This is a genomic window from Streptomyces sp. NPDC058632 (assembly GCF_042717095.1).
Classification (GTDB): Bacteria; Actinomycetota; Actinomycetes; order Streptomycetales; family Streptomycetaceae; genus Streptomyces.
In genome coordinates this window covers 77,084-97,823 of record NZ_JBHXQZ010000008.1, presented here as the reverse complement: position 1 = coordinate 97,823, position 20,740 = coordinate 77,084, and the positions used below count along the sequence as shown (strand labels likewise).

The 20,740-nt window shown below is 72.0% G+C and carries 13 protein-coding genes; 3 read left to right on the top strand and 10 right to left on the bottom strand.

Translation table 11 applies throughout. The features are described from left to right. Positions 1 to 2 precede the first annotated feature (2 nt). On the bottom strand, positions 3 to 1,694 hold the full coding sequence (locus tag ACFWVE_RS05580) for an extracellular solute-binding protein (RefSeq protein ID WP_384008500.1): 1,692 nt from the start codon (positions 1,692 to 1,694) through the stop codon (positions 3 to 5). Positions 1,695 to 2,070: 376 nt separating this feature from the next. On the opposite strand from ACFWVE_RS05580, the gene ACFWVE_RS05575 reads away from it, so the two are divergent. After that, complete coding sequence (locus ACFWVE_RS05575) at positions 2,071 to 5,019, top strand: glycoside hydrolase family 3 C-terminal domain-containing protein (protein ID WP_384008498.1); 2,949 nt, start codon at positions 2,071 to 2,073, stop codon at positions 5,017 to 5,019. A gap of 104 nt (positions 5,020 to 5,123) precedes the next feature. On the opposite strand, the gene ACFWVE_RS05570 is transcribed toward ACFWVE_RS05575, so the two are convergent. From ACFWVE_RS05570 to ACFWVE_RS05560, 3 genes are all read right to left on the bottom strand, one after another. Further along, positions 5,124 to 6,584 (bottom strand): aldehyde dehydrogenase family protein, encoded by a 1,461-nt coding sequence (locus ACFWVE_RS05570; RefSeq protein WP_384008496.1) that lies wholly within the window; start codon positions 6,582 to 6,584, stop codon positions 5,124 to 5,126. 139 nt (positions 6,585 to 6,723) lie between these two features. Continuing rightward, positions 6,724 to 8,337: a PucR family transcriptional regulator ligand-binding domain-containing protein gene (locus tag ACFWVE_RS05565; protein WP_384008494.1), complete on the bottom strand. Its 1,614-nt coding sequence runs from the start codon at positions 8,335 to 8,337 to the stop codon at positions 6,724 to 6,726. A gap of 153 nt (positions 8,338 to 8,490) precedes the next feature. Continuing rightward, the gene (locus tag ACFWVE_RS05560; RefSeq protein ID WP_384008493.1) at positions 8,491 to 10,629 is read right to left on the bottom strand and encodes an ATP-binding protein; all 2,139 of its coding nucleotides are present in this window, start codon (positions 10,627 to 10,629) and stop codon (positions 8,491 to 8,493) included. Positions 10,630 to 10,998: 369 nt separating this feature from the next. Between ACFWVE_RS05560 and gabT the strand changes: the two genes are divergently transcribed. Beyond that, positions 10,999 to 12,333, top strand: coding sequence for a 4-aminobutyrate--2-oxoglutarate transaminase (gene gabT, locus ACFWVE_RS05555; RefSeq protein WP_384008491.1), 1,335 nt, complete (start codon positions 10,999 to 11,001; stop codon positions 12,331 to 12,333). A gap of 471 nt (positions 12,334 to 12,804) precedes the next feature. Beyond that, a complete protein-coding gene (locus tag ACFWVE_RS05550; RefSeq protein ID WP_384008489.1) occupies positions 12,805 to 13,440 on the top strand; it encodes a phosphatase PAP2 family protein in 636 nt (211 codons plus the stop codon). 91 nt (positions 13,441 to 13,531) lie between these two features. Here ACFWVE_RS05550 and ACFWVE_RS05545 read toward each other — a convergent pair whose 3' ends face one another. From ACFWVE_RS05545 to ACFWVE_RS05520, 6 genes are read right to left on the bottom strand one after another with little or no spacing between them, the layout of a single operon-like run. Further along, positions 13,532 to 14,935, bottom strand: a complete 1,404-nt coding sequence (locus tag ACFWVE_RS05545; RefSeq protein WP_384008487.1) for an NAD(P)/FAD-dependent oxidoreductase — start codon at positions 14,933 to 14,935, stop codon at positions 13,532 to 13,534. 12 nt (positions 14,936 to 14,947) lie between these two features. Beyond that, positions 14,948 to 15,748 carry an ABC transporter permease gene (locus tag ACFWVE_RS05540; protein ID WP_384008485.1) on the bottom strand — a complete coding sequence of 267 codons (801 nt, stop codon included), beginning with the start codon at positions 15,746 to 15,748 and terminating at the stop codon, positions 14,948 to 14,950. Then, positions 15,749 to 16,687 (bottom strand): ABC transporter permease, encoded by a 939-nt coding sequence (locus tag ACFWVE_RS05535; protein WP_384008483.1) that lies wholly within the window; start codon positions 16,685 to 16,687, stop codon positions 15,749 to 15,751. Beyond that, on the bottom strand, positions 16,687 to 17,871 hold the full coding sequence (locus tag ACFWVE_RS05530) for an ABC transporter ATP-binding protein (protein ID WP_384008481.1): 1,185 nt from the start codon (positions 17,869 to 17,871) through the stop codon (positions 16,687 to 16,689). Before ACFWVE_RS05530 ends, ACFWVE_RS05535 begins: the two co-directional genes overlap by 1 nt. 4 nt (positions 17,872 to 17,875) lie before the next feature. Beyond that, positions 17,876 to 19,123, bottom strand: a complete 1,248-nt coding sequence (locus ACFWVE_RS05525; protein ID WP_384008478.1) for a PotD/PotF family extracellular solute-binding protein — start codon at positions 19,121 to 19,123, stop codon at positions 17,876 to 17,878. A 49-nt stretch (positions 19,124 to 19,172) separates the two neighbouring features. Further along, positions 19,173 to 20,708, bottom strand: coding sequence for a gamma-aminobutyraldehyde dehydrogenase (locus ACFWVE_RS05520; protein ID WP_384008476.1), 1,536 nt, complete (start codon positions 20,706 to 20,708; stop codon positions 19,173 to 19,175). Positions 20,709 to 20,740 lie beyond the last annotated feature (32 nt).

Here is a 20,740-nt window from a genome sequence, read left to right as displayed (position 1 = left end):
GATCAGCCGGCCGCCGAACCGTTCTCGTCGAGGACCTTCTGGTACCAGTCGCGCAGTTTGTCCCCGCCCTTGCTCTTCCAGTCGGAGACGGCCTGCTGTACGTCACCGATCTTCTTGCGGCCCCGGATGACGTCGTCCTCCAGCTGCTCGAAGTTGTTGGAGAGGTTGGTGTAGCGGGTGGGCTCGGTGATCTGCATGCCGTAGAAGGGCGACTTCCTGGTGAACGCGCCCATCCGCTGCTGCCACTCGACCTGGCCCTTGGCGACGTCGGGGAAGTCGGGGTGGGCGATGGTCGCGGCGGGGCTGGCGACCATCACGTAGGCGTTCATCACATCGATGTTGCCCTGGTCGTTCTTGGTGGGTACACCGTCCTTGACGGCGTAGTGGGTGCCCTCCACGCCGTAGTTGGTGAGCATGTACTCCTTGGTGCCGTACGGCGCGGCGGTGACGTTGGCGACGGCCAGCACGTCACGGATCACGGCCTCCGACGCCTTCTTGTTGACGAAGGCGAAGATGCCGGCCGGGTTCTTGGCCCACAGGGTGGGATCGCCGCCGTCGTGGCCGAAGATGTCCATGCCCCAGATCTTGAAATCCGGGTTCTGAGTGGCCTGCTCCGCGGTACGGCTCCACCACTGCGAGGAGTCCTGGTTGTAGATCAGGAACTCGCCGGCGGCGAACTTGGGCCCGGGGTCGGTGGCGTTGCTCTTGCCCAGTTCGGCGTCGGGGTGCACGACACCGGCGGCGAACAGCTTGCGCGTCCACTCCAGGGCCTCGAGGTACTCGTCGGTCTCGATGCGGTAGAGCAGCTTGCCGTCGACCTGGTTCCAGCCGAGCGACTTCTCCTCGCCGGAGAGCACGCCGAAGGCGTTGAAGGCGGTCCACTTCATGTCCAGGCAGGCCCAGCGCTTGGCCCTGGCATTGGTGGCGTCCTTGGCCAGCGCCATGAACTCGTCGCAGGAGCGGGGGACCTCGTACCCCTCCTTCTCGAAGATGTCCTGGCGGTAGAGCGGCACGATGCCCGTGACGTACGAGGAGGGCATGGGCAGGCCGCGCAGCTTGCCGCCGAAGATGGACCGCTGCCAGGCGTCGGTGGGGATCGCCGCGAGGTTCGGGTAGTCCTTCACCGCGTCACCGGAGAGGTACGGGCCGAGGTCGGCGAACTTGCCGATGATGGCGCTGGGGATCTTGCCCGTCATGTTCCAGCCGGGCACGACGACCACGTCGGGCACGTCACTGGAGGCGAGGACCGCGCCGAGCTTCTGGTCGTAGGTGTTGCCGTCCTGGTTCTGCCAGACCACGTCGACGCCGATGAGGTCGTTCATCGCCGTGTAGTAGGCGTTGCCGCCCTTGGGCGGGGAGCCCCAGAACGGCGACATGACGGTGACCTCGTTGCCCTTGCCGAGCTTCTTGGGCACCGACGTCTTCAGACCCGCGAGGTCGAGCTTGCTGGTGAAGCCGACCGCCGAACCGTTCTTGCTGGGGATGTCGGGGGCGACCACGTTGCTGGCCACGTACGTCGGCAGCAGCTTCTTGGCGTCCTTGCCCGACGTGGTGCCCTCCCGCGAACCTCCGTCGGACCCACCGCACGCGGCGAGCAACGGCATTCCCCCCGCCACCGCTGCGGTGGCGACCGCCGTGGAGGCGAGGAAGCTTCTCCGGCTGCGTCCGGAGGAGGTGGAGGCGTTCGGCGTCATTGCGTCAACCCTTCATGGCACACCAGGACACCCGGCGGTGGCCGTCGGCTGCGGTGTCTTCACTGGAACTGGCTGAGCCGAAGCGGTCGTTCGGAGGGAACGTGCCGGGGAGGCGGCCCCGCAGTCGAAGCGCTTCGATGTTGCTGCGAGGTTAAGTGAACACCCAGAGGCGCACAAGAGCTGCTTACAAGATTCCTCCGAGGTGTGCCGAGGAACTGCGCGATCACCGTGCGCGCGCACTCCTCACGGAATGTCCGTGAGATCCCCCGGGGTGTCCGATCCGTCGCACCCATGTCCTTGACACCCACCCCTGCTCGGAATGAGCATCGAAGCGCTTCGAAAGCGCCTCGCCGCTCCACCGCAAAGGGATGTCCACGTGACCGCACCAACGCCGCCCACGCCGCCTTTCCGCGATCCGCACCTGCCGTTCGCGAAGCGCATCGACGACCTTCTGTCACGGCTCACCCTCGAGGAGAAGATCGGAGCTCTGCACCAGTTCACGCCCGCTGTCGAGCGGCTCGGCATCGCCGCCTTCCGCACCGGCCAGGAGGCGCTGCACGGCGTGGCCTGGATGGGTCCGGCGACGGTGTTCCCTCAGGCCGTCGGGCTGGGGGCGACCTGGAACCCCGAGCTGGTGCGCCGGGTCGGCGAAGCGGTGTCCCGGGAGACCCGCGCGATGCGCGCCCGGGACGAGCGGGTCGGCCTCAACGTGTGGGCGCCGACCGTCAATCTGCTGCGCCACCCCCTGTGGGGCCGCAACGAGGAGGGTTACTCGGAGGATCCCCGGCTCACCTCGGCGATCGCCACCGCCTACACCCGCGGCCTGCGCGGCGATCATCCGGTGTACTGGCGGACGGCCCCGGTGCTCAAGCACTGGCTCGCGCACAACAACGAGACGGCCCGGGACACCGCCTCCAGCTCGGTCCGCCCGCGCGTGCTGCACGAGTACGACCTGCGCGCCTTCCGCGACGCCGTCGAGGCGGGCGCGGTGGCCGGGGTGATGCCCGCGTACAACCTGGTCAACGGCCGCCCGAACCATGTCTCGCCGTATCTGCGCGAGCAGCTGCGCACCTGGACGGAGGAGGAGCTGCTGGTCTGCTCGGACGCCGGCGCACCGTCCAACCTGGTCGATTCCGAGCACTACTTCGACACCCACGAGGAGGCCGTCGCGGCCTCGCTGCGGGCCGGGGTGGACAGTTTCACGGACCATGGCACGGACAGCTCGGTCATCGTGGGGCGCCTCGAGGCGGCGTTGCGGCAAGGGCTGCTGACGGAGGCCGAGATCGACGGCGCCGTCCGCCGGCAGCTCTCGGTGCGCTTCCGGCTCGGCGAGTTCGACCCGGGTGAGGACCCGTACGAGGACGGCGGTGACGGCGGTGACGGCGGTGACGGCGGGGACGCCGGTGTCCCGCAGGCGAAGGGGCGCGCCGACGAGCACGCCTTCGACACCCCGGAGCACCGGGCGCTGGCGCAGGAGGCCGCCGAGCAGGCGGTCGTCCTGCTGAAGAACGACGGCCTGTTGCCCCTGGCCCCGGCACCCACCCGTGTCGCCGTGGTCGGCCTGCTCGCCGACGAGTGCAAGCTCGACTGGTACAGCGGCACCCTCATCCACCGCTCCACTCCCCTGGAGGGGCTCTACGCGCGGTTCGGCGCCGAGCGGGTGGAGTTCACGGAGGGCGTGGACCGCGTCCTGCTGAAGACCTCCGCCGGCGCCTTCCTGCACGTCCCGCCCGCGCCCGACAGCCCCGACGAGGTGCGTGGCGCCGCGGGCGCGCTGGACCCGGCGCTGCTCGCGGGCCGGACCGACCTGGCCCCGCTCACCGCCGGGCCGGAGGGTACCGAGCTCGCCCTGGTCGACTGGGGCGAGGGCGTGCTGACCCTGCGTGCCCCGGACGGCCGGTACCTGTCGGTCGCCGAGGACGGCTACCTCCGCGCCTCCGCCGACCAGCCGGGCGGCTGGGTGGTGCAGGAGACGTTCCGGCTGGAACCGCACGGCGGCGGTCACCTCCTCAGGCACGTGGGAACGGGACGCCCTGTGCAGGTCGCCGCCGACGGTGTGAAGGTTGCCGCCGAGAACGCGGTGGACGAACCGGGTGCCGAGGTCTTCGAGCTGATCGTCACCGAGAACGGCGAGGAGGCGGTGGCGCGGGCCGCGGCACAGGCCGACGTGGTCGTGGTGGTCGCCGGCAACGACCCGCACATCAACGGCCGGGAGACCGAGGACCGGACGACGCTCCGGCTGCCCGCCCAGCAGGAGCTGCTGCTGCGCGCGGCCCGCGCCGCCAACCCGAACACCGTGCTGGTGCTGGTCTCGGCCTACCCGTACGCGGTCGATCCGACGGACCTGCCGGCGGTGCTCTGGACCGCGCACGGCGGGCAGGCCGCGGGCACCGCGCTGGCCCGGGTGCTCGCCGGTGACGTCTCCCCCGCCGGCCGGCTTCCGCAGACCTGGTACGCCGACGACGCCGATCTCCCCGGCCTGCTGGACTACGACGTGATCGGCTCCCGCCAGACCTACCTGTACTTCGGGGGCACTCCGCTGTTCCCCTTCGGGCACGGTCTGTCGTACGCGGCCTTCGCCTACGGCGGGTTGACGGCACGCGCCGAGGGGCAGGCGGTACGGGTGTCGTTCACGGTCACCAACACCGGTGCCGTCCCGGCCGACGAGGTCGCCCAGCTCTACACGCGGGCCGTGGACCCGTCGGTGCCGCGTCCGCTGCGCGAGCTGGTGGCCCACCGGCGGCTGACCCTCACGCCCGGCGAGACGGCCGAGGTCGTCTTCGAGCTCCCCCTGTCCGCCTTCGCGTTCTGGGACGTGGCGGTGGGCCGGTGGCGGGTGGAACCGGGCCGGTACGAGCTGCTGGCAGGCGCGTCCAGCACGGACGTCCGGCAGTGGACCACCGTCACGCTCGACGGCGAACCCGCCGTCCCCCGTGCGGTCCTCGAGCACGGTCTGGACGCGGCCGGCTTCGACGAGCAGAGCGGCACCGAGATCGTCGACCGGACCAGGGAGTCGGGCGACGCGGTGACGCCGGTTGCCGGGCAGGAGGGCGAACTGGTCTTCCGCCGCTGCGACCTCGGAAACGGGACGACGGGGGTGAGTGTCGAGGTGTCCGGCGAGGGCAGTGTCGAACTCTCCCTCGACAACGGCCCGGTGCTCGCCGTGCTGTCCCCGCGGGAACCCACCTCGGGCCCGTACGCCTATGTCACGCTCGAGGCCCCCCTCGCTTCCGCCGAGGTCCCCGTGGCCACCGCCGGCGTGCACGAGGTCCGCCTGAGGCTGCGCGGCGCGCTGCGGCTCGCGCGGGTCGGCTTCTCCGGCTGAAAGACAGGAAGAGGTACGCATCGGCACCGGAAGGAAGGGGCCCGGCACCGGAAGGCATCGGTGCCGGGCCCCTTCCTTCCGCTGTCAGGCACCCACCGCCCGTCTCACAGGGCGAGGCCGGTCAGGACCATCACCCGCTCGTAGGTGTAGTCGTCCATCGCGAACCTCACGCCCTCGCGGCCCACACCGGACTGCTTGGCACCGCCGTACGGCATCTGGTCGGCGCGGTAGGAAGGCACGTCGCCGATGACGACACCGCCGACCTCCAGGGCGCGGTGGGCCCGGAAGGCGGCCTGGAGGTCGTGGGTGAACACTCCTGCCTGGAGGCCGTACTTGGAGTCGTTGGCGGCGGCGAAGGCCGCTGCTTCGCCGTCCGCCTTCGTCACCGTCAGGACGGGCCCGAAGACCTCCTCGCGGGCGATCGTCACCCCGGCCGGTACGTCGGCGAGCACGGTCGGCGCGTAGGAGGCTCCGTCGCGCTTGCCCCCGGTGAGGACGGCGGCGCCGGCCTCGACGGCCTCCTGCACCCATGCCTCGACCCGCTCGGCGGCGTCCTGGCCGACCAGGGGGCCGACGTCGGTCGCGTCGTCGGCCGGGTCGCCGGTGACCTGGGCCTCGACGGCGGCGACGATGCGCGGCAGCAGCCTGTCGTACACGGAGGCGTCCGCGATGACCCGCTGCACGGAGATGCAGGACTGACCGCCCTGGTAGTTGGAGAAGGTGGCGATGCGCTGCGCGGCGTGGTCCAGGTCCTCGTCGCTCGCCCAGTCGGCGAGGACGACGGCCGCGCCGTTGCCGCCGAGCTCCAGGGTGCAGTGCTTGCGCGGCACCGAGTCCATGATCGCGTAGCCGACCTTCTCGGAGCCGGTGAAGGAGATCACCGGCAGCCGCTCGTCCTGCACCAGGGCGGGCATGCGGTCGTTCGGGACCGGGAGGATGCTCCAGGAGCCGGCCGGCAGTTCGGTCTCGGCGAGCAGCTCACCGATGAGCAGCCCGGACAGCGGAGTCGCCGGCGCGGGCTTGAGGACGATGGGGACACCGGCGGCGATGGCCGGGGCGATCTTGTGGGCGCACAGGTTCAGCGGGAAGTTGAACGGCGCGATGCCCAGGACGACGCCCTTCGGGAACCGCCGCGTGAGGGCGAGCCGTCCCTGGCCGCCGGCGTCGGTGTCGAGCCGCTGGCCCTCGCCGCCGTTGAACCGGCGTGCCTCCTCGGCGGCGAACCGGAACACGGACACGGCCCGGCCGACCTCGCCGCGCGCCCACTTGATCGGCTTGCCGTTCTCGGCGGAGATCAGCCGGGCGATGTCCTCGGCGCGCTCGACGAGCCGTCGGCCGACGTGGTCGAGAGCGGCGGCGCGGACATGGGCGGGGGTGGCCGCGAACTCGTCCCGTACGGCGTACGCGGCGGCCACGGCCTCCTCGACCTGGGCGTCGGTGGGCTCGCTCACCGTGCCGACGACCCGGCCGTCCCACGGAGAGGTGACGTCGAAGGCGGCCTCGCCGGTGGCCCGACGGCCGGCGAGCCAGAAGGCGTGGGTGGCCGCCGTGTCTTTCTGGGGCATGAGTGATCCGGCCCTTCCGCGTGGGGGTGTACGTGGCCTGCTGCGTCCACCGTAGGGGCGTGCCGACGACGTGACGCTTGTCCGAGTCGTAGCAGTCGGTTTCCGGTGCGCGCCGCTTTGGCAGATCGGTCGGCGGCCGTCAGTCGGACGACGTCGCCTTCAGTGCCAGCCACAGCTCCATGCGGACGTCCGGGTCGTCCAGGGAGCGGCCGAGGATCTCCTCGACGCGGCGCATGCGGTAGCGCAGGGTGTGGCGGTGCACGCCGAGGTCGGCGGCCGCGGCGTCCCACTGCCCGTGCCGGGAGAGCCAGGCGCGCAGGGAGGCGACGAGGTCGCCGCGCCCGGTCGCGTCGTGTTCGTTCAGGGGCCGCAGCAGTCCGTCGGCGAAGGCGCGGACCGCGTCGTCCGCGAGCAGCGGCACCACGGACCCGGCGGCCATCTGCTCGTGCTCCACCAGCACCCGCCCCCGCCTCCTGGCCACCGACAGCGCCTGTCCGGCCTGCTTGTAGGCGGCGGAGGCGGCGATGGGACCGACCGGTGCGGAGAGGCCCACGACCAGTTCGTCCTCGTCGGCGCCCACGAGGGGCTCGTGGGCGCCCCCGGCGCCGCGCGCGGCCTCCAGGGCGGCCGCGTGGTCGCGGCACGCGGCCACGGCCGCGCCGCCGTCGGCGGCCAGCACCACCAGCCGCTCTCCCTCCGGCACGACCAGAACCGCCTCGCCGGAGCGGGCGGCGGCGGACTCCACGGCTTCCGCGAGCGCGTCGAGGGCGTCGCCGTTCGGGTCGCCCTGGGCGCGGGCGGCGGGCGCCGTGCCCGTCTCGGCCACGACGATCCGGAAGGGCGCGTCCAGGAGACCGCCGTACAGGTGTCCGGCCACCGCGCGGGCGTGGTCCGGCTCCCCGGCGAGCAGCATGCGCAGGACGGCGGCCCCGATCCGCTGTTCGGCGGCGTGCAGGGAGCGGGAGCGTTCCGTGGTCAGGGTGAGCAGCGCGATGGCGGAGTGGACGGCGTACCGCTCGGCGGTGCCGAGCGTGGCGGCCGTGCCGACGGCGAGCGCGGCACGGGGGCGCCGGCCGGTGCCGAGGGAGTGCAGTTCGACCCGGTCGTCGTCCTCCGGTCCGGCGACGACCGACGAGGCGGGCGCTGCCCGCTCCCGCAGCCGCCGCACGTCGGCCGTGAGCCGTGCGGCGCGCCGGCCCGCCCAGTCGGGCGCCGTGGCGACGACGGCGCCCGAGGCGTCGTACAGCGCGGCCCATCCGTCGATCTGGGTGGCGAGCGCGGCCAGCAGGCCCTCGGGGCCGCCGGTCAGCCCCTGCCGGGTCAGCTCCCGCTGGGCCGCGAACCCCGCGGTCACCGCGCGGTACTGGTCGGCGGCGACGGCGGCGGAGACGGCCTTGCTGATCGCGAGGAAGGGGGTGCGGCGCGGCACCTCGAGGAGCGGCAGACCCTCCTGACGCGCGGCGTCGACCAGTGCCTCGGGGATGTCCTCGTAGTGGACGCCGACGGCGAAGCCGAGGCCGACGACCCCTGCCTCCACCAGCCGCTTCACATAGCGGCACATCACCGCCGCGTCCTCCGCCTCCAGCTTGAGCGCGGTGATGAGCAGCAGTTCGCCGCCCTCCATGTACGGCACGGGATCGGCCAGCTCGCTGGCGTGCGCCCAGCGGACCGGTACGTCGAGACCGTCCTCGCCCGCGCGCACGGTCAGCTTGAGCGCGGAGTGGTGGGCGAGCGAAGCGAGCGTCAGGGGCATGGCGCCTTCAGGTCGACGGCGGGAACGGTCGGTCGGTGTCCGGGTCGGTGAACGGTCTGACGTTTTGGCCGTCGCGTATGAACGACCTCTATCAATTCTGCCTCACCGTATGCACGCCGCGTCATCACATATGCGCCGCTCCCGCCGCGCTTCTCAGCCCCGCAGGTCGACCAGCAGCGGCGGCGCGTGCTCACCCCGGACATCGGTCAGGGACAGCACCGCGTGCCCGGCCGGCAGCGCGTGCGCGAGTTCGGACGCGGACCACCGCTCCCGCTCGACCTGCCGTACGGTGACCGCCCGCGCGGTGGGCGCCTTGCCGGTGATGGCCCGCCGCACCCCGTGCCAGGCCTTGCCCGCCGGGCTCTCCGCGATGATCTGCCGGTCGGTGACGTCCCGTGCCTCGGTCCACTCCTTGCCCCAGACCTCGGCGAAGTCCTGCCCGTCCCACGGGGTCAGCCCGGCCAGCGCCATCCTGCACCCGACGGTCCCGAGCAGGGGGCCGCGCAGCGGCCGCGCCACGTCGTCCAGGGTGCGCAGGGTGAGCACGGCCCCGGCGTTCGCCGACCGCAGCCGCTGGATGCCGCGTACGGCCTCGGGGGTGATGACACCGGTCGCGTCGTCCAGCACCAGGCAGGCGAACAAGGACCGGTCCTCGCGCTCCGTCACACTCGCCGTGAACTGGGCGAGGACGAGCCGCGCCAGCAGTCGCGAGGCGTCGGCGTGGCCCCGCGCGGGCAGGTCGACGCGGACCCGTACGGGATGGTCCAGCGCCTTGAGGGTGAACGGCCGGGACTGCCCGGAGGTGTCGAAGCCCCTGCTTTTGAAGAACGTCGCGAAGGCCGGCCGGTCGAGCAGCGCCACCCGGTCGGCGAGGACCCCTCCGACGTCGCCGGGGTGCGCCATCTGCCGTTCTCGGGCGTCGAGTTCGCGCAGCAGCGACTGCTGCCCCGTCTCCGTCAGGCCCTGGCGCAGCTCGGCCAGCGGGCCGGGCGAGCCGTCGAGCAGGCCGCGCAGCTCGGGGACGGAGGGGAAGCGGCCGTGCACCGCGTGGAAGGGACCGAGCAACTGGGCGAGGACGGTGGTGGCGCGCCGGCTGTCGTTGCCCGGGTGCGGATCGGCCAGGTCGCCGACCAGCGCCTCGGCGAGAACCGCGGCGGCCTCGTCGGGGTCGGTGGTCCCGCCGTACAGGTCGAGGTCGTACGCGGAGTCCGGGTTGCCGATCCGCACCACGACGTCGTACGCGTCGGCCGGGCCGGCTGCCACGCCGGCGGCACCGACGACGACCACGGCGGCGCGTCCGGCGAGCGCGTGCAGGCACAGCGACTCGGCGATCGGCCGGACGACGGCGCTGGTCTTGCCGGAGCCGGCCGGTCCGACCGCGACCAGGGAGGTGCCCAGCAGCTCGGGGCCGAGGGCGAGGCCGGTGCCCCGGTAGGCGTACGGGTTGCGGACGTCGTCGGCGGTGGTGCCGAGCCGTACCTGACCGGTGACCAGGTCGTGCCGGGCCTGCCGGGCGGGCAGGTCGCGGGCACCGGAGGGGTGCGGGCAGGCGGCGGCACCGTGGCCGAGCACGGCGCCGGTGAAGGTGGCGAGGGGGTGCCGGCCGCTGCGTACGCCCTGCCAGGCGCGGGTGATCCGGGCGTGGTCGACGTCCCGCATCAGCCCGGCGCGCGCGTCGGCGGCGAGCCGGTCCGCCGCGTCGGTGGCGCCGGCGGCACGCAGCGCGGGCCAGGTGGCGGGATCGTCCTCGGTGGTCGGCTGCGGTTCCTTCGGCCCGGGGCGTCGCAGTCGGGGTGCCCCGAAACGGCGCCAGACCTCACCCCAGCGGCCCAGCCTCCCCACCCCGATCATGATCGCGAACACGACGAGCAGGGTGTAGCCGTCCCAGACAATGAGGTTGACGATCTGGTCGTCGCTGGTGCGCCACGAATCCGGAGTGAACAGCTCCAGGGGAAGGAGCCACCAGCCGCCCAGATAGCCATTCGCCAGCAGTGACCAGATCAGCCACCCCACGAGCAGGGCGATGAGTGCTCCGCTGAGCAGTTCCCGGGTCGCGATCTGTACCGGTTCCTCCATCGGCCGGGGCCGGTGCCCGAACCGCCATACGCCGGGCAGTGCCTCGGGGCGGGGGGTGCGCAGCCAGGTCAGGAACGCCGACCCGTCCGGCAACGGCGGCATGCCCGGCGCCCTGGCCGGCCTCGGGGGCGCCGAGGGCACCTCCGGTGGCCCGGCAGGGCGCGGCACCGGGTTCGCGTGCGTGCCCCGCGCGTCCTGCGTCCCGTCGCTGTCCATCGCCCTTGCCCCCTGAGCTGCCGCGCCGTTCACCATCAGCGAGCCAATCTAACGCCCCCGCAGGGCGAGTTCACCGTTCACCCGGCCGGGCCGGGCCACGAGGGCACTTCGCACGGTGCCGGGTGCGCCCCGAATCCCGCGCGGTTCCCCGGCCGGCACCGCGCGGCGCACGCCCGCCGGGCCCCGGGCCGCCCGCACGCCCGCCGCCCCCTGCGTCGCCCTCTCCCCGCCCTCCGTCCCCCGCTATGTCCACACCGGACAACCCGGCCCCCCGGACAACGCCCACATGGAGCATGCCCAGCCTCCCTCCCCCGCCCTAGCCTGCGAGAAAAGAAGGCACGTGTCCGTTTCACCCCCCAGGAGCCCCTCATGACCGCACTTCCGCAGGAGCGCCGCGTCGTCACCGCCATCCCGGGCCCGAAGTCGCAGGAGCTGCAGGCCCGCCGTACCGCCGCGGTCGCGCAGGGCGTGGGCTCCGTGCTGCCCGTGTTCGCCGCGCGTGCGGACGGCGGGATCATCGAGGACGTCGACGGCAACCGGCTGATCGACTTCGGCTCGGGCATCGCGGTGACCTCGGTCGGCGCCTCCGCCGAGGCCGTCGTACGCCGTGCCACCGCCCAGCTCGCCGACTTCACGCACACCTGTTTCATGGTCACGCCGTACGAGGGGTACGTGGCCGTGGCCGAGGCGCTCGCCGAGCTGACCCCGGGCGACCACGCCAAGAAGTCGGCCCTCTTCAACAGCGGCGCCGAGGCCGTCGAGAACGCCGTCAAGATCGCGCGGGCCCACACCAAGCGGCAGGCGGTCGTGGTGTTCGACCACGGCTACCACGGCCGCACCAACCTCACCATGGCGCTCACCGCGAAGAACATGCCCTACAAGCACGGCTTCGGCCCGTTCGCGCCCGAGGTGTACCGCGTCCCCGTCGCCTACGGCTACCGCTGGCCGACCGGCGCCGCCCACGCCGGCCCCGAGGCCGCCGCCCAGGCCATCGACCAGATCTCCAAGCAGGTCGGCGCCGGGAACGTGGCCGCGATCGTCATCGAGCCGGTGCTCGGCGAGGGCGGCTTCATCGAGCCGGCGAAGGGCTTCCTGCCCGCGATCAGCGAGTTCGCCTCGGACAACGGCATCGTGTTCGTCGCCGACGAGATCCAGTCCGGCTTCTGCCGCACCGGCCAGTGGTTCGCCTGCGAGGACGAGGGCATCGTCCCGGACCTGATCACCACCGCCAAGGGCATCGCAGGCGGACTCCCGCTCTCCGCCGTGACCGGACGCGCCGAGATCATGGACGCGGCCCACTCCGGCGGCCTCGGCGGCACCTACGGCGGCAACCCGGTGGCCTGCGCGGGCGCGCTCGGCGCCATCGAGACGATGAAGGAGCTGGACCTCAACGGGAGGGCCAAGGCGATCGAGGCGGTCATGAGGGCCCGGCTGACCGCGATGGCCGAGAAGTTCGACGTCATCGGCGACGTCCGCGGCCGCGGCGCCATGATGGCCATCGAGCTCGTCAAGGACCGCACGACCAAGGAGCCGGACGCGGAGGCGACGGCCGCGCTGGCCAAGGCCTGCCAGCAGGAGGGCCTGCTGGTCCTGACGTGTGGCACCTACGGCAACGTGCTGCGCTTCCTGCCGCCGCTGGTCATCGGCGAGGGCCTGCTGAACGAGGGCCTGGACATCCTCGAGCAGGCGTTCGCACGCGTCTGAACAGGCATTCGTGCACATCTGAGCCGCCGACGAAGCGGGTGAGCCGCTCCGGCATCCACTGCCGGGGCGCGAGCGGCAGAGCGTGTGAAGAACGTGTGCGGGGTGGATGACAGGAGCCGGTTGGCCCTGTCGCGGGCCCACCCCCTGCCGTAGGTTCTACCGGGACAAGAGAGACACCCGCTCACAGGGGACTGTGGGCGGTACGGGCCGAGGCCTCCCCAGCTTCGACCTGGTCGTGCCCTCGCGCACACAACCGGAGCCCCCGGGTTCCGGGTCTCCTCACGATCGGACAGCCGCCCGTCCCAAACCCCCCGGGGCGCGCGGCGTTCCGGTCCGGACGGCTGCTCACGCGTTACGCGCGGCAGGCCGTCCCCTCCGAAGGGCCAGTGCTCACCCCCCCCCTTGCACTGGCCCTTCGGCATGCCCTGCCCTGCGAACGGCCGTGAGCCCGCGCATGCCACGCTGTGCACCATGCTGCTGCTCGGGCCTCCCGTTCTCCTCTTCGCCCTGATCACCTGGCAGGTCGTCACCGACGGCCCGCTGGTGGACCTGGACGAACGGCTGAGCAGGGCGCTCATCGAGCCGGACACGGCCTCCGAAGCGCTCGCCGACCTCGGCAACATCGAGGTGGCCGTGCCCCTCCTCGCGGCCGCCCTGGTGTACGTCGCGTGGCGGGGGCGGGCCGCGGGCCAAGGCCGCTGGTGGCTGCCGCCCGCCGCCGGAGCCGCGGCGATGGCCCTGGTGCCGGTGCTCGTCGTGCCCCTGAAGGAGTGGACCGACCGCCCCGGCACCCCGGCCGTGCCCCCGGCGGTCGGTTACTACCCGTCGGGCCACACCGCCACCGCTGTCGTGGCGTACGGCGCGGCGGTCCTGCTCCTCCTCCCGCTGCTGCGCTCGCCGGCGATCCGCCGCGCGCTCCTGCTGCTCTGCGCCGGCCTGGTCGCCGGTGCCTCCTACGGGCTGGTGCGCCGGGGCTACCACTGGCCGCTGGACGTGGTGGCCGGCTGGTGTCTGGGAGCGGTCCTGCTGATGTGCCTCTGGCTCCTGGCCGGCCGGGGCAGCCGTCCGGCAGCCGCTGACCGGCAGCCGGACGGTCGGCCGAAGTAGCCGTCGAGGGTCCGCCGGACCTCCGCCCCCGAACCAGTCGGGTTCGGGCCGCCGCACGCCCCATGGGCCGCGCCGCAGTCTCCGCCTGTTCTCAGCTGTCGAAGCCCAGCCCCAGCCTGTCCATCGTCCGCAGCCACAGGTTCCGGTGTCCGTCGTGGGTGTCGGCGTGCGCCAGCGACCACTTGGTGAGCGCGATGCCGGTCCAGGCGAAGGGCTCGGGCGGGAACGGCAGCGGCTTCCTGCGCACCATCTCCAGCTCCGTCCGCTCGGTGCGCTCCCCCGCCAGCAGGTCCAGCATCACCTCGGCGCCGAAACGGGTGGCGCCGACGCCGAGCCCCGTGAAGCCGGCCGCGTAGGCGGCCCTGCCCCGGTGGGCGGTGCCGTAGAACGCCGAGAAGCGGGAGCAGGTGTCGATCGCACCGCCCCAGGCGTGGGTGAAGCGGACGCCCTCCAGCTGCGGGAAGCAGGTGAAGAAGTGCTGGGCGAGCTTCGCGTAGGTCTCCGGCCGGTCGTCGTACTCGGCGCGCACCCGCCCGCCGTACGGGTAGACCGCGTCGTAGCCGCCCCACAGGATGCGGTGGTCGGCGGTCAGCCGGAAGTAGTGGAACCGGTTGGCGCTGTCGCCGAGTCCCTGCCGGTTGTGCCAGCCGACGGACGCCAGCCGGGCGTCGGTGAGCGGCTCGGTCATCAGGGCGTAGTCGTAGACCGGAACGGTGTAGGCGCGGGCCCGTTTGACCAGGCTGGGGAAGACGTTGGTGCCGAGGGCGGCGGTGCGGGCGCGGATCTGCCCGTAGGGGGTGCGCACGGCCAGTCCGGCGCCGTAGGAGCGCAGGGTGAGGGCGGGGGTGTGCTCGTACACGCGGACGCCGAGGCCGAGGCAGGCCCGCTTGAGCCCCCAGGCGAGTTTCGCCGGGTGGAGCATGGCCACGCCCCTGCGGTCCCAGAGGCCGGCCAGGAAGGTGGGCGAGTCGACCTGGGCGCGGACCTCGTCCGTGTCCAGGAACTCCACCCCCTCCGCGAGTCCCCGGCGGTCGATCTCCCGGTGCCAGTCGCGCAGTTCGCGTGCCTGGTGGGGCGCGGTGGCGACGTCGAGCTCGCCGGTGCGTTCGAAGTCGCAGTCGATGGTGTGGCGGGCGACCGTCTCCTCGATGGCGTCGAGGTTGCGGGAGCCCAGCCGCTCCAGCGCGTGGATCTCGTCCGGCCAGCGGGCCAGGCCGTTGGACAGGCCGTGGGTGAGGGAGGCGGCACAGAATCCGCCGTTGCGGCCCGAGGCCGCCCAGCCCACCTCGCGCCCCTCCACCAGGACGACGTCCCGTCCCGGGTCGCGTTCCTTGGCGATCAGCGCCGTCCACAACCCGCTGTATCCGCCCCCCACCACCAGCAGGTCGCAGGTCTCGGCGCCGGTGAGGGCGGGCCGGGGCCCCGGCCGGCCGGGGTCGTCCAGCCAGTACGCGGACGGGCGGGCATCGGCGAGGGATTTCGTCCAGCGGTTCATGGTCCCGGCCCCCTACGCCTTCTGCCGCTTGCGGCGGTTGCCGACGGCCATGGAGGCCAACACCAGCAGCACGGCGACGACGAACATGGCCGTACCGACGACGTTGATCTGTACCGGAGTTCCGCGCTGCGCGGAGCCCCAGACGAACATCGGGAAGGTGACGGTGGACCCCGAGGTGAAGTTGGTGATGATGAAGTCGTCGAAGGACAGGGCGAAGGCGAGGAGCGCGCCCGCCGCGATGCCGGGCGCCGCGATCGGCAGGGTGACCCGCAGGAACGTCTGGACCGGACCGGCGTACAGGTCCTGGGCGGCCTGCTCGAGGCGCGGGTCCATCGACATCACGCGCGCCTTGACGGCGACCACGACGAAGCTGAGGCAGAACATGACGTGGGCGATGAGGATCGTCCAGAAGCCGAGCCGGACGCCCATGTTGAGGAACAGGGTCAGCAGCGACGCCGCCATGACCACCTCGGGCATCGCCATCGGCAGGAAGACCAGCGAGTTCACGGCGCCACGGGCGCGGAAGCGGTAGCGGACCAGCCCGAAGGCGATCATGGCGCCGAGCACGGTGGCGCCGAGGGTCGCCCACAGGGCGATCCGGAGGCTGAGCGACAGCGAGCCGCACAGGCCGGAGACCCCGCACGGGTCCTTCCAGGCGTCGGTGGAGAACTCCTGCCACTCGTAGTTGAAGCGGCCCTTGGGCCTGTTGAAGGAGAACACGGCCACCACCACGACCGGCAGCAGCAGATACGCGAGCGTCAGCAGCCCCGCGATGACGACGAGACGGCGCTTGAGCCAGTTGACGAAGGCCATTTACACCAGATCCTCCGTGCCGGACTTGCGGATGTGGAACGTGACGACGAAGAGAATCGCGGCCATCAGGATGAAGGAGAGCGCCGCGGCCGTCGGGTAGTCCAGGACGCGCAGGAACTGCGTCTGGATCACGTTGCCGATCATGCGGGTGTCGGTGGAGCCGAGCAGGTCCGCGTTGATGTAGTCGCCGGTGGCCGGGATGAAGGTCAGCAGCGTGCCGGAGACGACGCCGGGCATGGACAGCGGGAGGGTGACCCTGCGGAAGGTGGTCGAGGGCTTGGCGTACAGGTCGTTCGCCGCCTCGTGCAGCCGGGGGTCGATGCGCTCCAGGGAGGTGTAGAGCGGCAGGATCATGAACGGCAGGAAGTTGTACGTCAGACCGCAGACGACGGCGAGCGGTGTGGCCAGCACCCGGTCGCCGGCGGTCAAGCCGAGCCAGGAGGTGACGTCCAGGACGTGCAGCGTGTTCAGGATCCCGACCACGGGGCCGCTGTCGGCGAGGATCGTCTTCCAGGCGAGGGTGCGGATCAGGAAGCTCGCGAAGAACGGCGCGACCACCAGGATCATGATCAGGTTCCGCCAGCGTCCCGCGCGGAAGGCGATCAGATATGCCAGCGGGTAGCCGAGCACCAGGCACAGCACGGTCGCGGAGGCCGCGTAGAGCACCGAGCGGCCGAACTGCGGCCAGTACGCGGACAGCGCGTCCCCGTAGGTGGCGAAGTGCCAGGTGACCTCGTAGCCCTCCTCCAGGGAACCCGTCTGGACGGAGGTGGAGGCCTGGTAGATCACCGGCAGCGCGAAGAAGACGAACAGCCACAGCAGGCCGGGCAGCAGAAGCAGGTACGGCGTCCAGCGGCCCCGCTTCCGCGGCGGTTTCGCCTGCGGGGCCGGCGCCAGGGGCGCCGACCGGGGCGGCGGCGACTGGGTGACGGTGACCATCAGGCGGCCTCCTCCTCGACGGTCTCCGCACCGGCGGAGCCCGCTGTCCCCGCGAGCGGGGACCGAGCGGCGTCGAGACCGAAGGTGTGCGCCGGGTTCCAGTGCAGGACGACCTCGGCTCCGGGCACCAGCCGGTCGTCGCGGTCGATGTTCTGGACGTAGACCTCGAACGCGGTGCAGACCGGGCTGTCGACGACGAACTGGGTGGAGACGCCCAGGTAGCTGGAGTCGGAGATCCGGCCGGTGATCCGGTTGCGGCCCTCGGGGATCCGGCCGGCGTCGTCGGCGTGGACGAGGGAGATCTTCTCCGGGCGCACTCCGAGCAGTACCTTGCCGCCGGTCGCCGTGGGGCCGCTGTTGCGCGCCGAGGGCAGGACGAGCTTGCCGCCGCCCGCCTTCAGCACGATGTCGTCGCCCGACCTGGTGTCGACGTCGGCCTCGATGAAGTTGGACGTGCCGAGGAAGTCGGCGACGAACGTGGTGCGCGGGTTCTCGTACAGCTCGGTGGGCGGGCCGAGCTGCTCGACGCGGCCCGCGTTCATCACGGCGACCGTGTCGGCCATCGTCATGGCCTCCTCCTGGTCGTGCGTGACGTGCACGAAGGTGATGCCGACCTCGGTCTGGATGCGTTTGAGCTCCAGCTGCATCCGGCGGCGCAGTTTCAGGTCGAGGGCGCCGAGCGGCTCGTCGAGCAGCAGCACCTTCGGGTGGTTGATCAGGGCGCGGGCCACGGCGACGCGCTGCTGCTGGCCGCCGGAGAGCTGGTGCGGCTTCTTGCGGGCCTGCTCGCCGAGCTGGACGAGCTCCAGCATCTCCCCGACCTGCTTCTTCACGCTCCTGATGCCGCGCCGGCGCAGACCGAAGGCGACGTTCTCGAAGATGTCGAGGTGCGGGAAGAGGGCGTAGGACTGGAAGACGGTGTTCACCGGCCGCTTGTACGGCGGGAGCGCGGTGACGTCCTGGTCGCCGAGGTGGACGGCACCGGTGGTGGGTTCCTCCAGGCCGGCGATCATCCTGAGGGTGGTGGTCTTGCCGCAGCCGGACGCGCCGAGCAGGGCGAAGAAGGAGCCCTCGGGCACGGTCAGGTCGAGGGGGTGGACGGCGGTGAACGCGCCGTAGGTCTTGCCGAGGCCGGTGAGGCGGACGTCCCCGCCGTGGGCGGCCGTGTCGTTGGTCGTCTTCATCTCGTCACGCCCCCGTGAGCTTCGCGAACTTCGTTTCGAATGCCGTCTCTTCCTCGGTGCTCAGGGAGCGGAAGGCACGGGACTTGGCCTGCATGGCCTGGTCGGGGAGGATCAACGGGTTGTTCGCCGCGTCCACGTCGATCTTCGCGAGCTCGTCCTTCACACCTTCGACCGGACAGACGAAGTTGATGTAGGCGGCGAGTTCGGCGGCCGGCCGCGGCTCGAAGTAGTAGTCGATGAGCCGCTCGGCGTTGGTCTTGTGCCGGGCCTTGTTCGGAATCAGCAGGTTGTCGCTGGACATCATGTAGCCGCTGTCCGGGATCAGGAAGTCGATGTCCGGGTTGTCCGCCTTCAGCTGAACGACGTCCCCGGCCCAGGCCACGCAGGCGGCGAAGTCGCCCTTGCTGAGGTCGGAGGTGTAGTCGTTGCCGGTGAAGCGGCGGACCTGCCCCTTGTCGACGGCCTTCTGGAGCCGGGCGATCCCCGCGTCGTACTCGTCGGCGGTGAACTTCCCCGGGTCCTTGTCCATGTCGAGCAGGGTCAGCCCCATGGTGTCGCGCATCTCGGTGAGGAGGCCGACGCGCCCCTTGAGCTTCGGGTGGTCCAACAGGTCGGAGAGGGTCTTCACCTCGACGCCGTCGAGCGCCTTCTTGTTGTAGGCGATGACGGCCGCGATGCCCTGCCAGGGGTAGGAGTAGGCGCGGCCCGGGTCCCAGTCGGGGCTGCGGAACTGCGGCGACAGGTTGGCGTAGGCGTGCGGCAGGTGGGACGGGTCCAGCTTCTGCACCCAGCCCAGGCGTATCAGGCGGGCGGCCAGCCAGTCGGTGAGGACGACGATGTCGCGGCCGGTGTCCTGGCCGGCGGCGAGCTGCGGCTTGATCTTGCCGAAGAACTCGGTGTTGTCGTTGATGTCCTCGGTGTACGTGACCTTGATGCCGGTCCGCTCGGTGAACGCGTCCAGCGTGGGGTGCCGGTGCCCGCCGTCGTCGACGTCCATGTACTCGGTCCAGTTGGAGAAGGCGACGCGCTTCTCCTTCTCCGAGTGGTCCTCGGCCGGTACGCCGCCCCGGGTGTTGCCCGCCGGCGGGATGCCGCAGGCACTCAGCGCCCCGATTCCGCCGGCCGCGAGCACACCGCCCGCGGAGGCGCGCAGCAGGGACCGGCGCGACAGGGCCGCCCTGCCGCTGCGGAAGCCGCGCCGCGTGGCGGCCGCCCGGGCCGGGGAAAGGCGGTCGGAATCGTACTGCTCCATACGCGTGGTGCCTTTCGGGAGTGGGGCCGCGGGTCGGGCGGCCCGGCTGCTATCGGTCCCCGAAGATCGTGCGGTGCCAGTCCTTGCGGACCACCGCGGTGGTGTCGAACATGACGTGCTTGAGCTGGGTGTACTCCTCGAACGAGTACGCGGACATGTCCTTGCCGAAGCCGGAAGCCCGGTAGCCGCCGTGCGGCATCTCGCTGATGATCGGGATGTGGTCGTTGATCCACACGCACCCGGCCCTGATCTCGCGCGTGGCACGGCCGGTGCGGTACACGTCCCGGCTCCAGGCCGAGGCGGCGAGTCCGTACGGCGTGTCGTTGGCGAGCGCGATGCCCTCGTCGTCGGTGTCGAAGGGCAGGGCGACCAGCACCGGTCCGAAGATCTCGGCCTGCACGGCCTCGCTGTCCTGCGGGGCGTCCGCGATCAGGGTGGGCCGGTAGTAGGCGCCGGCGGCGAGTTCCCCGCCCGGGGCCTCTCCGCCGGTGACGACGCGCGCGTGGGCGCGCGCCCGGTCGACGAAGCCGGCCACCCTCTCGCGCTGCGCGTGCGAGACCAGCGGGCCGAGGTCGGTGCCGGCGGCGAAGGGATCGCCGAGCCGCACGGTCTCCATCAGCGCGGCGGTGCGCTCCACGAACGCCTCGTAGAGGGGCCGCTGCACATACGCGCGTGTGGCGGCCGTGCAGTCCTGGCCGGTGTTGATGAGCGCGCCCGCGACCGCTCCGTTGACGGCGGCGTCGAGGTCGGCGTCGTCGAAGACCACGAAGGGCGCCTTGCCGCCGAGTTCGAGGTGGACGCGCTTGACGGTGGCGGTGGCGACGGCGGCGACCCGCTTGCCCACGGCGGTGGAGCCGGTGAAGGAGGTCATGGCCACGTCGGGATGGCCGACGAGGTGCTCGCCCGCCTCCCGGCCGGTGCCGGTGACGATGTTGATCACGCCGTCCGGGATGCCGGCGTCGGTGGCTGCCCGGGCGAAGAGCAGTGAGGTCAGCGGGGTGATCTCGGCGGGCTTGAGGACGATCGTGTTGCCCGCGGCGATCGCCGGGAGGATCTTCCACGCGGCCATCTGGAGCGGGTAGTTCCAGGGTGCGATCGAGCCGACGACGCCGATGGGTTCGCGGCGCACGTAGGAGGTGTGGTCGCCGGAGTACTCACCGGCCGACCGGCCCGTCAGGTGCCGGGCGGCACCGGCGAAGAAGGCGATGTTGTCGACGCTCCCGGGGACGTCGAACTCCCGGCTCAGCTTCAGGGGCTTGCCGCACTGCAGGGACTCGGCGCGGGCGAAGTCCTCGGCACGCTCGGCGACCACGGCGGCGAACCGGTGCATCGCGTCGGACCGCTCGCCCGGCGTGGCACCGGCCCACGCCGGAAACGCCTCCCGCGCGGCGGCGACGGCCGCGTCCACGTCGTCGGTGCCGGCGAGGTCGTAGGTGTACACGTCCTCGCCGGTGGCCGGGTCGACGACCGTGTGCGTACGGCCCGAGGTGCCCTTCACCGGGCGGCCCGCGACGAACTGCGCCCCGTCGGCGAATCGTTCCCGGGCCGGGAATCGTTCCGGGGTGGCCCTGCGCGGGTGCTGCATGTCGCTCTCCTCCGTTTTCCCCGAGGGGGCGG

Excerpts from the sequence above, each read along its gene's own strand:
- ACFWVE_RS05540 (WP_384008485.1), bottom strand. The coding sequence starts at position 15,748 with ATGGCCTTCGTCAACTGGCTCAAGCGCCGTCTCGTCGTCATCGCGGGG.
- ACFWVE_RS05565 (WP_384008494.1), bottom strand. The coding sequence starts at position 8,337 with ATGCCCCTGACGCTCGCTTCGCTCGCCCACCACTCCGCGCTCAAGCTG.
- ACFWVE_RS05580 (WP_384008500.1), bottom strand. The coding sequence starts at position 1,694 with ATGACGCCGAACGCCTCCACCTCCTCCGGACGCAGCCGGAGAAGCTTC.
- ACFWVE_RS05520 (WP_384008476.1), bottom strand. The coding sequence starts at position 20,708 with ATGCAGCACCCGCGCAGGGCCACCCCGGAACGATTCCCGGCCCGGGAA.
- ACFWVE_RS05525 (WP_384008478.1), bottom strand. The coding sequence starts at position 19,123 with ATGGAGCAGTACGATTCCGACCGCCTTTCCCCGGCCCGGGCGGCCGCC.
- ACFWVE_RS05545 (WP_384008487.1), bottom strand. The coding sequence starts at position 14,935 with ATGAACCGCTGGACGAAATCCCTCGCCGATGCCCGCCCGTCCGCGTAC.
- ACFWVE_RS05535 (WP_384008483.1), bottom strand. The coding sequence starts at position 16,687 with ATGGTCACCGTCACCCAGTCGCCGCCGCCCCGGTCGGCGCCCCTGGCG.
- ACFWVE_RS05530 (WP_384008481.1), bottom strand. The coding sequence starts at position 17,871 with ATGAAGACGACCAACGACACGGCCGCCCACGGCGGGGACGTCCGCCTC.
- gabT (WP_384008491.1), top strand. The coding sequence starts at position 10,999 with ATGACCGCACTTCCGCAGGAGCGCCGCGTCGTCACCGCCATCCCGGGC.
- ACFWVE_RS05570 (WP_384008496.1), bottom strand. The coding sequence starts at position 6,584 with ATGCCCCAGAAAGACACGGCGGCCACCCACGCCTTCTGGCTCGCCGGC.
- ACFWVE_RS05550 (WP_384008489.1), top strand. The coding sequence starts at position 12,805 with ATGCTGCTGCTCGGGCCTCCCGTTCTCCTCTTCGCCCTGATCACCTGG.
- ACFWVE_RS05560 (WP_384008493.1), bottom strand. The coding sequence starts at position 10,629 with ATGGACAGCGACGGGACGCAGGACGCGCGGGGCACGCACGCGAACCCG.